The 14,363-nt window shown below is 60.0% G+C and carries 9 protein-coding genes; 6 read left to right on the top strand and 3 right to left on the bottom strand.

Annotation, left to right across the window (positions count from 1 at the left end):
- Positions 1-282: 282 nt before the first annotated feature.
- From bcsG to bcsE, 3 genes are read right to left on the bottom strand one after another with little or no spacing between them, the layout of a single operon-like run.
- Entirely contained in the window at positions 283-1,935 is a 1,653-nt protein-coding gene (gene bcsG, locus ACUTQW_RS17225; RefSeq protein ID WP_006322978.1) for a cellulose biosynthesis protein BcsG, read from the bottom strand.
- The gene (gene bcsF, locus ACUTQW_RS17220) at positions 1,932-2,135 is read right to left on the bottom strand and encodes a cellulose biosynthesis protein BcsF (RefSeq protein ID WP_004950833.1); all 204 of its coding nucleotides are present in this window, start codon (positions 2,133-2,135) and stop codon (positions 1,932-1,934) included. The genes bcsG and bcsF overlap by 4 nt, the downstream gene beginning before the upstream one ends.
- Positions 2,122-3,693 (bottom strand): cellulose biosynthesis protein BcsE, encoded by a 1,572-nt coding sequence (bcsE, locus tag ACUTQW_RS17215; RefSeq protein ID WP_006322980.1) that lies wholly within the window; start codon positions 3,691-3,693, stop codon positions 2,122-2,124. Before bcsE ends, bcsF begins: the two co-directional genes overlap by 14 nt.
- Positions 3,694-3,891: 198 nt before the next feature.
- Here bcsE and bcsR point away from each other — a divergent pair, with 198 nt between their 5' ends.
- The 6 genes from bcsR to bcsC are packed head-to-tail and all read left to right on the top strand — an operon-like array spanning position 3,892 to position 14,345.
- Positions 3,892-4,083 (top strand): cellulose biosynthesis protein BcsR, encoded by a 192-nt coding sequence (gene bcsR, locus ACUTQW_RS17210; protein WP_006322982.1) that lies wholly within the window; start codon positions 3,892-3,894, stop codon positions 4,081-4,083.
- 3 nt (positions 4,084-4,086) lie between these two features.
- Positions 4,087-4,809 carry a cellulose biosynthesis protein BcsQ gene (bcsQ, locus tag ACUTQW_RS17205; RefSeq protein WP_006322984.1) on the top strand — a complete coding sequence of 241 codons (723 nt, stop codon included), beginning with the start codon at positions 4,087-4,089 and terminating at the stop codon, positions 4,807-4,809.
- The gene (gene bcsA / locus ACUTQW_RS17200) at positions 4,806-7,409 is read left to right on the top strand and encodes a UDP-forming cellulose synthase catalytic subunit (RefSeq protein ID WP_004950843.1); all 2,604 of its coding nucleotides are present in this window, start codon (positions 4,806-4,808) and stop codon (positions 7,407-7,409) included. Before bcsQ ends, bcsA begins: the two co-directional genes overlap by 4 nt.
- 56 nt (positions 7,410-7,465) lie before the next feature.
- The gene (bcsB, locus tag ACUTQW_RS17195) at positions 7,466-9,772 is read left to right on the top strand and encodes a cellulose biosynthesis cyclic di-GMP-binding regulatory protein BcsB (RefSeq protein ID WP_020438279.1); all 2,307 of its coding nucleotides are present in this window, start codon (positions 7,466-7,468) and stop codon (positions 9,770-9,772) included.
- Positions 9,773-9,777: 5 nt separating this feature from the next.
- Positions 9,778-10,890: a cellulose synthase complex periplasmic endoglucanase BcsZ gene (gene bcsZ, locus ACUTQW_RS17190; protein ID WP_020438280.1), complete on the top strand. Its 1,113-nt coding sequence runs from the start codon at positions 9,778-9,780 to the stop codon at positions 10,888-10,890.
- The gene (gene bcsC, locus ACUTQW_RS17185; protein ID WP_197912225.1) at positions 10,872-14,345 is read left to right on the top strand and encodes a cellulose synthase complex outer membrane protein BcsC; all 3,474 of its coding nucleotides are present in this window, start codon (positions 10,872-10,874) and stop codon (positions 14,343-14,345) included. The genes bcsZ and bcsC overlap by 19 nt, the downstream gene beginning before the upstream one ends.
- Positions 14,346-14,363: the final 18 nt, after the last annotated feature.

Below are 14,363 nucleotides of genomic sequence, written 5' to 3'. Positions count from 1 at the left end.
CTTGCGTTTATTAATTAGATTATCATTTAGATACTTTGTTTATATTAATTACGCTTATTTTACCTTAACGAAATCCTTAAGAAACGTTATCTGTATTCGGATTTTTCGCACGTTCATAATTAAACATTTATTTGATTTAAGTCTGTCTGTTTTTCCCGGCGGGATGAGAAGACTTAACGCCAATTAAATCGCATGCATTGAATTTCGCCGTGCTAATAGCCCTATAAAAAAAAGCACGCCCGAAGGCGTGCCTGAGAATTAACTGCGGGGTGGGCTGTACGCTTATTGCGGATAAGGCACCCAGTCGCCGCCGTTGAGGCGAATGTAAGGTTTACCCTGATATTGCATCACGATGGCGTTGTCATTCTCCGAGATAACCGGCGTTTGCGGCAGATTCTGAGTCAGCGCTTGCCAGTCTACGCTCGGCGCGGTGAAGGCTTTACCGTCGACCAGGCGGGATACCAGCTCTGAGAGCGCCAGATAGCTGCTCGGCGTTTTAACTTGCAGTGGGCCGCCCTGATGCGGCGCTTTCATGCCCACCAGTTTGATGCCGACCGGCGTATGGGTAATGCTCGGGCTTGGGATATCACGCAGGCCGGACATCTGCATTTTGTCCCCCACCAGCGCCGCGCCGTGTTCCGGCACAATCACCACCATCACTTTGCGCCCGGATTTTTCCAGTTGTTCCAGGAAGGCATTCAACTGGTCAAACAGCTTTTGCGCCCGCGGCTGATAATCCGCGCTCTTGTTCGAGCCGACGAAACGGTTGCCGTCATGCAACGGAATGACGTTGAAGAAGGTGGCGCTGCGGGTATCTCCGGCTTTCTGTTGTTGATCCAGCCAGCGGGTGAGCAGCTCCAGATCGTTGTAAATCGGTTCGCCGTCGAAAGAGGCCAACTCATTGCCGATCCCGGCTTGCGACATCAGCGGTGCCTGTATATCGGCCAGCTCGCGCAGATTTTTCAGGTAGTCGCCGAACACGCCCGAGTGGTCCAGCATCAGTTGCTCTTTAAAGCCCAGCTTGGCCAGATTATCAAACAGGTAGCACTGCTGGTTTGCCGCCTGATAGAGATCGTGGTGGGAGGTTTGACCGCAACTGGCGCGCAGCAGGCGGATCGCCGCCGGGCCGCTGTAGGCCGTCGCCGAGTTGAAGTTATCGAACATGATGTCCATCTTCGACCACAGCGGGTGATTCTGCAGTTTCACCGCATCCATATCGGCCCAGGCCAGCGAACAGACGTTGATCACCAGCAGGTCAAACGGCTGGGCGTCGGCGGGCAGGGTGGCCGGGAAGGCGGTGGTGCGGGCTTTTTCCTTATCGTAAAACTGATTCAGATAGGCCGTCAGGTTGGCGCTGGTCGGCGGTGCGCTGTCGGTCGGGGCGTTATCGCCGCCTGCTGCGGCCGGCGCCGTCGTTGCCGGCGTGGTGGTGGCTGCGGTGGTGTTGGCGGGCAACAGCGACACGGCCGGGCCGGCGATGGTCAGGACATTCAGCCACACCAGCGCCCCCACGGTGAAGACCGTGACACGCACCCACTGGGCCAGGAACAGGTAGGCAATCAGCATCACGAAGGCGGCGCCGATCATCTGCCAGTTGATAAAACGGGTCACCAGTTCCAGCAGGTATTGGGCGCTGAAGCCGGTCAACTGCGAACCCTGGCTGATGATGCTGTTAATGCCCGGCAGCCAGGTATCGTAATAGAACAGAGCGATACCGACAGGAATGGCGACGTAGTGTCGCCAGCGGTGCAGACGCATCGCCGGTATCGGCATCAGCAGGAACGCCATGAACACCAGGTTCGGCAGCGGGTGGAAATTCAGGTAGCCGAACCACAGCAGGCCGAATTTGGCCAGGAAGTAGTAGTTCCAGCCGCCGAGTCCGCGCCAGTAGCGCCACAGGGAGTTATCGGGTTGGGTGTTGTTTTTTGGCTTCATGGCTGTTTTTTACGCTTAATCTGAGATGAAGAACCTTCGCGCACCCACAACCCGGTGGGTTTTAAATAGCGCGGTGATAAAAACAGGTTTTGCCAATATTGACGCCAGCGCGGGAAACGGCGATGGAAGAAGTACCCCAGCGGAATAAAAATGATCGCGCACAGCAGGATCAACTGCACGATATCGTTAAGGTTCAGCATGCTTGTTCTCCTGTGCGCCGGTAGTCAGCGTGAAGGCCACCGGTTGACGGCGCTCCTGCGGGCTGTCAGCCACGGCGGCGCTCTGGCGCGGCGCGGATGGCTTGGTGGCCTGCGGCGCTAACGGAATATTGGCGCTGTGCGCCAGCCGTTTGATTTCTGAAGTAATATCTACATCCTGGTGCCATACCACCCGGTTGCTGAACGCCTCGTTCACCGGCAGGCGGAAGATAAATTTCAGCGCGGTGTCCAGATCGTTAATCCGGCAAGTGGAGAGAAACAGCACCAGCCGGCCTTGCACCACGGTCATCACGTCGCCGAAGCGGCGCAGATGACACAGGGTCATCGCCTGTTCGGCGCGCAGCCCCGGCGCAGGACGCAGCGCCACCATCACGCCTTTGCCGTCTTCCGGCAGCAGCGTGTTGTTCATCAGCGAAATGACCGCCTGGCTGAAGTCGTCCGGGCGCATATAGCCTTTCAATTGCAGCGGTCGCAAGCCGTGCAGCAGGGCGTCGATATCCGCCGGAACATGGCGTGAGAAGCGTTGCCCCTGGATGCCTTCCAGCATGGTCAGAAAACGCGACAGCGGCGCAACGTGCGGCACCGTCAGGTTGGCACCACAGGCCAGCAGCAGGCGTTCATCGCTGTAGCGCAGGCTGGCGCTCATCTCGCGCACCACGATCTTCAGCCCGTTGCCGCGGTGGCGGCGCAGGCTGTGAATTTGATGGGCCAGCACATCGATCTCATCGCTTTGGTACAGCGCAAATATCAGCGTTGCCGAGAGCGTCAGCATGCCGTGCTGAGCCAACTGCGCATTGCTTTCCAACAGTTGCCAGTTGGCCGACAGCGGCGGCGCGCCTTCAAGAATGCTTTGCTGGGCCAGGTAGAGGCCTTCGTCGCTGCGTATCGAGGTTGGCGAAGGTTGGTTGCCGTCATCGTCCCCCTGCCAGCCGTTTTCACCGGCGAACAGCGTTAGCAGCTGGTTGGCGTTGATGCCGTTTCCCGTACTCCACCAGTTAACCAGATACTGTGCGCTGTCTTGCTGCCACTGCAGGTTGGCCAGGCCGTTAAGAATACGGTGCTGGGTGCTGAGCTGCCCTTTGAGTTTGTTCACGCCGCTGCCATGGCTGAGGATCAACAGGGTGCACCCTTGCCGATGCAGCCAGTGGCCAGTGGTCCGGGCCCAGTCGCGCAACTCTTCGGTGGTGAAGGTTTGCCACAGGCTGGCGTGGGCGAGCAGGATCAATAAGCGGTTTTGCGGTTTTAAGGCGCGCATCAGGTCATCGCAGAAATGCGTCAGCGCCGCTTTTTTTTCCGGTAACTGGTACAGCGGAATTTTTTTCAGCGCGGGGGAGGCCAGCTCGGCCAGCAGTTTGTCGGGTTTATCTCCGCTGCAGATCAGCGCGACCTGGCTGGTTGCGGCCTGGGCAGCCAGGGTTTGTTGGCAGAGCAGAGCGGCATCAGTTTGACGGTCGACATTCACCCAATAGAGCCCGGGGGACTGCATCACTGACAGTTCTTCCCAAATCTGCCGAATACCTAATGAGAAAGATTGCGCCATAGGATATTTTTCTACTTTCGTTGAAAGTGTCGTTGCGGCCAACTGAGTAATGCTAGTCAGTCATCGTATCATTGGGATCAATAATAACAAATCTGACAATCTGTGTAATAATATCTGTTAGGAATCATCTTATTGGCCATGTCTTTTTTTTACGTTGCTATAGTTAATTAACATTAGCCTATTTTTAAAGGCGGCAGAATGAATAATCAATTAACGCGCTTTCAAACCGTGGCACCGTCGGAAACTCAGGATGATCTGCTGGCCCTTAGCGAGGCATTTTCTCTGCCGACATTAAGTTATGTCGATATTTCGCGTCAGGAACGATTAACGCAAATGATGACGCGCTGGCCGCTGCTGGCCGAATTGGCGCAGACAACGGGGAGCCGCTAGTTTATGCCAGTGATTGCTCTGCAGGGGCTGCGAGGCGGAATGGGCACGACGTCAGTGACGGCGGCGCTCGCCTGGGCATTACAACAGTTGGGTGAATCGGTGCTGGCGATTGATTTCGCGCCGGATAATTTATTACGCCTGCATTTTAATATGCCGTTTGGGCTGGCGCGCGGCTGGGCCCGTGCCGAGCAAGACGGCGGCGACTGGCAGCAGGGCGCGATGCGCTATTGCGAAAAGCTCGATTTTCTTCCTTTTGGCCGGCTAACGGCCACGGAACGACTGAATCTGCAATCCCCCGCCCACTGGCAAGATAGGCTGGCGCAGTTGGCCGCCGGCGGTCAATATCACTGGATCCTGCTCGACGTGCCGGCGGACGACAGCGTACTGGCGCGTCAGGCGTTGGCGCTGGCAGACAGCATCTTCATGCTGATCGCCCCGGACGCCAACTGCCAAATCCGTCTGCATCAACAGGCGTTGCCGGAAGGCTGTCACTTTCTGATTAACCAATATTTCGCGGCCAGCCAGTTGCAGCAGGATTTGCATCAGTTATGGTTGCAAACGCTGGGCGGCCTGTTGCCGGTGGCTATCCACCGCGATGAGGCGATGGCCGAGGCGATGGCGGTGAAGCAGCCGTTGGGCGAGTACCGCCCGGAAAGTCTGGCCGCCGATGAGGTGCTGACGCTGGCCAACTGGTGTCTGATCAATCTCAAGGATGCGGCACCATGAGCCGGGTGATGAGCCTGTTGCTGGTGCCGCCGGTCCATCAGGCGGTGCAGACGCGCTATCGAACCTACCGCCGTAACGGATCCTCGGCCTTTAGCGCTTTCCTTGCCACGCTGCTGGTGGCGTTGGGCTGGATTTTCCTGCGCTTTGAATCCCCGGACTGGCAGCGAGTGCGCGCCAGCCGCGCCTATTGGTTCCCGCATTTATCCTTCAGCCGCCCGCGCCCTGCGGATGGGCTGCGTTATCTGTTGCAGGGGCTGTGGCTGCTGCTGTTTCGCACCGGTCGCGCGCCGATGGGCCGTCATTATTTCGCCGGTTGGCACCGTCTGCAACTGCGTTACGCCAACTGGTTGCAAAGGCTCCCGCACCGGTTGCAGAGCGCCGGGATGGAGCAGCGTTCAGTGGAACGTCTGAGCCAGATGAACCGGCGCATGCGCCGGGTGCTGTTTATCATTGTCGGCGTACTGGCGGCGATCCTCGCCATGCTGTGCATTTCGCAACCCTTCGATTTGCCGGCGCAGTTTGTGTTTGTGGTGCTGCTGTGGGGCATTGCGATGGTGGTGCGCCGGGTACCGGGCCGTTTGCCGGGGCTGATGCTGATCGTACTGTCGTTGACCGTTTCCTGCCGCTACCTTTGGTGGCGCTACACCGCCACGCTGAACTGGGACGATCCGCTCAGCCTGATCTGCGGCCTGTTGCTGCTGGCGGCGGAAACCTATGCCTGGGTGGTGTTGGTTCTGGGCTATTTCCAGACCGTCTGGCCGCTTAACCGCCAGCCGGTGCCGCTGCCTGCCGACAGCGCGACCTGGCCGACGATCGATCTGATGGTGCCGACCTACAACGAAGATCTTGGGGTGGTGAAACCGACGATCTACGCCGCGCTGGGTATCGATTGGCCGAAAGAGAAGGTCAATATCTACCTCCTCGATGACGGCAACCGACCGGAATTCAAAGCCTTCGCCGAAGAGGTGGGGGTGAAGTATATCGCCCGGCCGACCCATGAGCATGCCAAGGCCGGTAACATCAACAATGCGTTGAAGCAGGCCACCGGCGAGTTTGTGGCGATCTTCGACTGCGACCACGTACCGACCCGCTCCTTCCTGCAATTGACCATGGGCTGGTTCTTCAAAGACAAGAAGCTGGCGATGTTGCAGACCCCGCATCACTTCTTCTCGCCGGATCCGTTTGAGCGCAACCTCGGGCGTTTCCGCCAGACCCCGAACGAAGGCACGCTGTTCTACGGCCTGGTGCAGGACGGCAACGATATGTGGGATGCGACCTTCTTTTGCGGCTCTTGCGCCATCCTGCGCCGCAGCGCGCTGGATGAGATAGGCGGCATCGCGGTGGAAACCGTCACCGAAGATGCCCACACCTCGTTGCGTTTGCATCGTCGCGGTCACACCTCGGCTTATATCCGTATTCCGCAGGCCGCCGGGCTGGCGACCGAAAGCCTGTCGGCGCACATTGGCCAGCGCATTCGTTGGGCGCGCGGCATGGTGCAGATTTTCCGGCTGGATAACCCGCTGTTCGGCAAGGGGCTGAAACTGGCGCAGCGGCTGTGTTACGCCAACGCCATGTTGCACTTCTTGTCCGGCATTCCGCGGCTGATTTTCCTTACCGCGCCTTTGGCTTTCCTGCTGCTGCACGCCTATATCATTTTCGCCCCTGCGCTGGCGATCGCGCTCTATGTGTTGCCGCATATGATCCATGCCAGCCTGACCAACTCGCGCATTCAGGGTAAATACCGTCACTCTTTCTGGAGCGAAATCTACGAGACCGTGCTGGCCTGGTATATCGCCCGCCCTACCACGGTGGCGCTGTTCAATCCGCACAAGGGCAAATTCAACGTGACCGCCAAAGGCGGGCTGGTGGAAGAGGAACATGTCGATTGGGTGATTACCCGCCCTTACATGTTCCTGGTGGTGCTCAATCTGGCCGGCCTGATCTTCGGCGCCTGGCGGATGGCCTACGGCCCGACGGACGAAGTCATGACGGTGATCGTCAGCCTGGTGTGGGTGCTGTACAACATGACGATTCTCGGCGGCGCGGTGGCGGTGGCGGTAGAGGCCAAGCAGGTGCGCCAGGCGCACCGCGTGGAGATTGCCATGCCGGCCGCGATAGCCCGCGCCGATGGTCACCTGTTTCCTTGCACGCTGCGCGACTATTCCGACGGCGGGGTAGGGATTGAAATGCGCGTGTCCGATGCGCTGAAAGACGGCGACAAGGCGTCGTTGCTGCTAAAACGCGGCCAGCAGGAATACAGCTTCCCGTGCGTGGTCACGCGCGCCTTCGGCAGTAAGGTGGGGATCCGCATGGTCGATCTCACCACCCGTGAACATATTGATTTTATTCAGTGCACCTTTGCCCGCGCCGATACCTGGGCGCTGTGGCAGGACGGGTTCCCTGAAGATAAACCGATCGAAAGCCTGCGCGACGTTCTGGCGCTGGGCTTCCGGGGTTACCTGCGCATGGCGGACTATGCGCCGCCGATGGTGCGCAGCCTGCTGGTCGGATTCACGACGATGATTGCGTGGATAGCGTCATTCATCCCGCACGGTGTTGGCAGGAACCCGGCTTTCAGCCAAAAAGAGACAGTGGTATAGGCAAACCGCCCCGTTCACTTGCCTGGCTCCCAGGCTCTAACATTGATGATGATACGATGACGAGAAAAATAACCTGGTTTACCGCCCTGGCCTTAGGCATCAGCACCCTGTCTCAGGCTGAAACCGCCACCGCGCCGACCGTCGTCGCGCCACCGGCGAGTGTACCGGCCGATGCACCGGTCACCACGCCTATGGGAACGGCCGCACCGCAGGATGCGAATGCGCCGGTCCGCGACGTGCAATTGCCGTTTGCCCAGATAGCGCCGCCGCCGGGGACCTTTACCCTGCGCGGCACCCGGCCGGATGGCCAGGTTGAGTTCGGCGTCCGCAGTGACGAAGTGGTGTCGCAGGCGACGCTCGATCTGGAGTTCACGCCTTCGCCGTCGCTGATCCCGGTGGAGTCGCACGTCAAGGTGTACCTCAATGACGAACTGATGGGCGTGACCCCCCTCACCAAAGAACAGCTCGGCAAGCCAAATCGTATCCAGATGGCGATCGACCCGCGCTATATCACCGATTTTAACCGCGTGCGGTTGGTGTTCGTCGGCCATTACCAGAACATCTGCGAAAACCCGGCCAACAGTACGCTGTGGCTCGACGTCAGCAAATCCAGTTCGCTGAATTTGCGTTTCCAGACGCTGCCGCTGAAGAACGAGCTGTCGCATTTCCCGGAGCCTTTCCTGGACAGCCGCGACAACCGGTCGTTGACCTTGCCGATGGTGTTCGCCGGCTCGCCGGACCTCACTCAGCAGCGTGCGGCGGGCATGTTGGCCTCGTGGTTCGGCAGCAAGGCGCAGTGGCGCGGCCAGTCGTTCCCGACGTTGTATAACAAGCTGCCGGACCGGCACGCCATCGTCTTCGCCACCAATAAGCAGCGCCCGGATTTCCTGCGCGATTACCCGGCGGTCAACGGGCCAACGGTGGAGATGATCAGCCATCCTGACAATCCCTACGTCAAACTGCTGCTGGTGCAGGGGCGCGATGACAACGATTTGATCACCGCGGTAAAAGGCATTGCGCAGGGCAACATTCTGTTCCGCGGCCAGAACGTCACGGTGGATAAGGTTGAACAACTGGCGCCGCGCATGCCATACGATGCGCCTAACTGGGTGCGCACCGATCGGCCAATGACCTTTGCCGAGTTGCAACAGTACGCCGAACAGCTGCAAACCAGCGGTATCGAGCCTGGCCCGATCTCGCTGACCATGAACCTGCCGCCGGATCTGTTCCTGATCCGCAGCACCGGCATCGATATGCACCTGAAATACCGCTATACCGCGCCGCGCATCCAGGACGGCTCGCGCCTGAGCGTCAGCCTGAACAACCAGTTCGTGCAGGCCTATTCGCTGGTGCCGGAACACGAACAGGGCGCTCAGTTGCTGCGTCTGCCGCTGACCCAGGGGCTGATCGACTCCGACAAGAGCGTCAATATTCCGGCGCTGCGGTTGGGGGCCAGCAACCAGATGCGGTTCGACTTTGATTACACCACGCTGTTGGCCAGTGGGGCGGAAGGGCGCTGCGAGACGTATTCGTTCACCCAAAACCACGCGGTCATCGACGGGGCGTCGACCATTGATTTCTCCGGTTACCGTCACTTTATGGCGATGCCGGATCTGCGCGCCTTCGCCAATGCCGGTTTCCCGTTCAGCCGTCTGGCCGATCTGTCGCAGACGCTGGTGCTGGTCAACAAACAGCCGCAGCCGGCGCAGGTCAGCGCCATGCTGAACGCACTGGGGGTCATCGGCGCCCAGACCGGTTACCCGGCGCTGGCAATGACGTTGAGTGACGACTGGTCGCAGGCCAAAGATCGCGATGCCGATATTTTGATGATCGGCACCATCCCGCCGGAACTGCGGGACGACAAAAAAATCAGCCTGCTGGTGGATGCCACCCAGAGCTGGGTGAAGCAGCCAACGCGTCAGTTGCCGCTGCCGACAATGGATGTATTGCCGGAGGACACCAAACCGGACAGCCAGACCACCATCAGTTCCGAAGGCGCGATGTCGGCGATTATCGGCGTGCAGTCGCCGTTTAACGATCAGCGCAGCATTGTGGCGCTGCTGGCCGACAGCCCGCGCGGCTATGATCTGCTGAACACGGCACTGTTGGACAGCGGCAAGCGTGCGGCGGTGTTTGGCTCGGTGGCGGTGATCCGCGAATCGGGGGTGAACAGCCTGCGCGTAGGCGACGTTTATTATGTCGGTCACCTGCCGTGGTGGGAGCGCATCTGGCACGCGTTGTCGACCCATCCGGTGTTGCTGGCGGTGATTGCGGTGGCGGTGGTGGTGATTCTGGCGCTGATGCTGTGGCGTGGTCTGAAGGCCTTTAGCTGCCGTCGCCTGTCGCCTGAAGATCGGGATTAATCACCATGTCTGCAACGCTGAAACGCCTGACGTTCGGCATGCTGCTGCTGTGTGCATTCGGCGCGGCGGCGGCCTGCGAGTGGCCGGCCTGGCAACAGTACAAACAGTTTTACATCAGCGACGAAGGACGGGTGATCGACCCGAGCAGCCCGAACCGCATCACCACCTCGGAGGGGCAGAGCTACGGCCTGTTCTTCGCCCTGGTGGCGAACGATCGGCCGACGTTCGACAAGCTGCTGGAGTGGACGGAAAACAACCTGGCGGCGGGCGATCTCAGCGCCCATTTGCCCGCCTGGCTGTGGGGCGAGGACGATAAAAAACGCTGGACGGTGCTGGACACGAATACGGCGTCCGATGCCGATCTGTGGATTGCCTACAATCTGCTGGAAGCCGGTCGTTTGTGGAAAAGCCGGCGTTATCAAACTCTGGGGACGCTGCTGTTGCAGCGTATCGGCCGCGAAGAAGTGGCCGACATCCCCGGGCTGGGGCTGATGTTGCTGCCGGGCAAGATCGGGTTCGTGGCGCAAGATCGCTGGCGGCTCAATCCAAGCTACCTGCCGCCGCAGCTGCTGGCGCGTTTTGCCGCCCTGAACGGCCCATGGCGAGCGATGCAGAAAACCAATCAGCGGTTGTTGCTGGAAACCGCACCGCACGGTTTCTCCCCGGATTGGGTGGTGTGGCAGGCCGGCAAAGGCTGGCAACCGGATACCGTGAAACCGGATGTCGGCAGTTACGACGCCATCCGGGTTTATTTGTGGGTCGGTATGTTGGCGGACGATGACGAGCATAAAGCCGCATTGGTCAAACAGCTGCTGCCGATGGCGCAATTGACCGCTCAACAGGGTGTACCGCCGGAAAAAACCGACACCGCCAGCGGCAAAACCAGCGGCGACGGCCCGGTGGGTTTCTCCGCGGTCATGCTGCCGATGCTGGCCAATCAAACGGCTGCGCTGGACGTCCAGCGCCAACGCATCAATCAACACCCTCCGGGCGACGATGCCTATTTCAGCGCCTCTTTGACGCTGTTCGGCCAGGGATGGGATCAACAACGTTATCGTTTTAATCGGCAGGGTGAACTTCAACCCGCCTGGGGCGGCCAATGCGTAACTTCAAAATAAACTGGCTGGGCCTGGTGCCTTTAAGCCTGGCAATGCTGCCGCAGGCGCAGGGGGCGGAAGCCGTCGCGCCGGAACAGTGGTTGCTGGAACAGGTGCGCGTCGGGGAGGCCAGTAACAAGGATGAACTGGTGCGCCAGTCGCTTTATCGGCTTGAACTGATGGATCCGAATAACCCGGACGTGATTTCGGCGCGCATGCGCCTGGCGTTGCGGCAGGGCAATCAGGCGCTGGCGCAGCAGCAACTGGATAAGCTCAAGCAGATTGCGCCGCAGTCCAGCGCTTATCGCCAGGCGGAAATGAACATGCTGCTGACCCAGCCGGAAACCCGCCAAAAACTGCAACAGGCGCGGCTGATGGCCACCGCCGGCCGTTTGCCGGAGGCGAAAGCGCAGTATGACGACCTGTTCCATGGCGATCCGCCGACGCTGGAACTGGCGGTGGAATACTGGCGTCTGGTTGCTCGTTTGCCGGGTCAGCAAGCGGCTGCGCTGAAGCAGTTACAGTCATTGGATCAACGCTATTCCGGTAACGTGCCGCTGCGCATGTCGCTGGCGCGGATGCTGTTCAGCCAGGATCGTGACGCGCAGGCTTATGATTTGCTGCAAAAAGTGGCCGCCGACCCCGCCGGACGCGGCGATGCCGCCGATCTGTGGCTGGAAAAGGTCAAAGCCATGCCGGTCAGCCCGCAAAGCGTAGCGGCCCTCAACCGATTCCTCGGCGTATTTGAAACCGGCGATCAGGCGGTGAGCGCCCGGCAGGAACTGGCCCGGCAGCAAGCGTTGTTGTCGGATCCCACCTATCTGGCGCGGGTGCGCGGGTTGGCGCAGGTGGACAAGGGCGGCAGCCGTGCGGCGATCCCCGAACTGAAAAAAGCGCTGGCGGCCTCGCCCAATGATGCCGAAGTGCTGGGGGCGCTGGGCCAGGCCTATTCACGCGCCGGTAATCGCCCACAGGCGTTGAGCTTGTTCCGTCAGGCGTTGCAGGCCGATAAAGGTGGCAATAACAGCAGCAAATGGCAGAGCCTGATTAAGAGCAACGCTTACTGGCTGGCGATTGACGAAGGCGACAAGGCGCTGAAAGCCGGCAATCTGGCATTGGCGCAGCAAAAATACCAGCAGGCGGGCCAGATTGACGGCCGCGACAGCAGTGCGGCGCTCGGCCTGGGTGACGTTGCGGTGGCGCGTAAAGATGACGCCGCTGCGGAACGTTATTATCAGCAGGCGCTGAGGCTGGAGCCGGGTAACGGCAGTGCGGTGCGCGGTCTGGTGAATATCTACCAGCGTCAGTCGCCGGAAAAGGCGCTGGCCTATCTCAATAGCCTGCCGCGCAGCCAGCAAAACAAGCTGCGCAGTACGCTCGACGGCCTGCAGCTCGATATGCTTAAACAGCAGGCTGACGACTTGGCCGGGCAGCAGCAATGGCATCAGGCGGCGGAAAAATACCGCCTCGCCCAGTTGATGGACCCTGATGACGTCTGGCTGACCTATCACTATGCGCAGACGCTGCGTCAGGCCGGGCAACCGCAGCAGGCGGACGCCTTGTTCAGCCGGTTGGCGCAGAAACAGCGTGACAACCCGCAGCAGGCTTATGCTTATGCATTATACCTCTCCGGCAGCGATCGCGACCGGCAGGCATTGGCGCAACTGAATACCTTGCCCGCCGCGCAGTGGAACGACAACATGCGGGAACTGGCGCAGCGGCTGAAAATGCAGGCAACGCTGGAACAGGCCGAACGGCTGCGCGCGGCAGGCGACGAACCTGGCGCGGTAGCCTATCTGCGCCGACAACCGGCGGATACCCGTATCGACCTTCAGTTGGCCGACTGGGCACTGGCGCGGGGTGAATATGATGCCGCGCTGGCCGATTATCAGCGGGTGCGGACCCGTGAGCCGAACAACCCGGATGCGCGGTTGGGTGAGATTGAGGCCTATGTGGCACAGGGCAAACTCAGCGAAGCGCGTCAGCGCCTGCAAACCGAACCGCAGGAGCCGGAACCTTCCGGCAACAGCGGGCGGCGAGTGGCCAATGCCTGGTATGCCGTTGGGGAGCCGCAGAAAGCGAGCGATATCTTTACCCGGCTGAAAACGGCGGCGCAACAGGAGCCGGCGGGGCAGGCGAAAGCGCTGATTTACCGCGACGCGGCCAGAATTGAACGTGAACAGCGGCAGCCGGCATTGGCGCAACAGGATTATAAGCAGGCGATGGTCGCCGGCGGCATTACGCCGACCGTGCCGCAGGATAACGACAGTTACACTTATCTGACGCGCAACAACCCGAGTGACGACTGGCTCAAGCGCGGCATTCGAGCAGACGCGGCGGATCTGTACCGCCAGCAGGATGTCAACGTTACGCTCGATCACGATTACTGGCGTTCCAGCGGTACCGGCGGCATCTCCGACTATAAAGCGCACGACACCATGTTGCAGGTGGACATGCCGCTGTACGACGGGCGAGCCTTCTTGCGGACCGATACCGTGCAGCTGGATGCCGGCAGTTTCTCCTCCGACAGCAGCGGCAAGTATTACGAAACCTTCGGCACCTGCAATACCCAGGGCTGCAGCGGCGATGAACATCAGAAAACCACCGGCACCAGCGTGGCGGCCGGTTGGAAAAACGACCGCTGGGCAGGGGACATCGGCACCACGCCGATGGGCTTTGAGGTGGTCGACTGGGTAGGCGGGTTGGCCTACAGCAATGACTGGAACCACATTGGCTGGACGCTGGCGGCGTCACGCCGGCCGATTTCCAGCTCGCTGCTGGCGTTTGGCGGCACTAAGGATCCGAACACCGGCACCACCTGGGGCGGCGTGCGTGCCACCGGGGTGAGCCTTAGCGCCAGCTACGATCGCGGCGAAGCGCACGGCGTCTGGGCTGACCTCAGCGCGCACCAACTGACCGGCAAAAACGTCGAAGATAACCAGCGCGAGCGCTTTATGGCCGGTTATTACTACAAGCTGATCAACGAAGATAACCGCCGCGTCACCGTCGGGCTGAACACCATGCTGTGGCACTATCAAAAGGATTTGAGCGGTTACTCGCTCGGCCAGGGGGGGTATTACAGCCCGCAGCAATATATGTCGCTGGCGGTGCCGGTAAATTATCGCCAGCGTACCGAGAACTGGTCGTGGGAACTGGGCGGATCGGTATCGTTGTCCCATTCGAAAACCAACAGCCAACGGCGTTATCCGCTGCAGGGGCTGATACCGGATTCATTGCCGGACAAGTTCGCGGTGGAAGACGGCAGCTCCTCTTCCGGCGTTGGTTATACTTTGCGGGCGATTGTTGAGCGCCGTCTCAGCTCGCACTGGACATTGGGTGCCGGCATCGATATTCAGCAGGCGAAAGATTATACACCGAGCCATGCATTGATTTATCTCCGCTATTCGTTGGCTGGCTGGCAGGGCGATCTCGATTTGCCGCCGCAGCCGCTCACGCCTTACGCAGACTTCAAATAACCCGGCTCAGTCAGATTC

This window comes from Serratia sp. TSA_7 (genome assembly GCF_052692135.1).
Note: the sequence above shows the minus strand (reverse complement) of the source record. Positions and strands in the feature narration are given on the sequence as shown.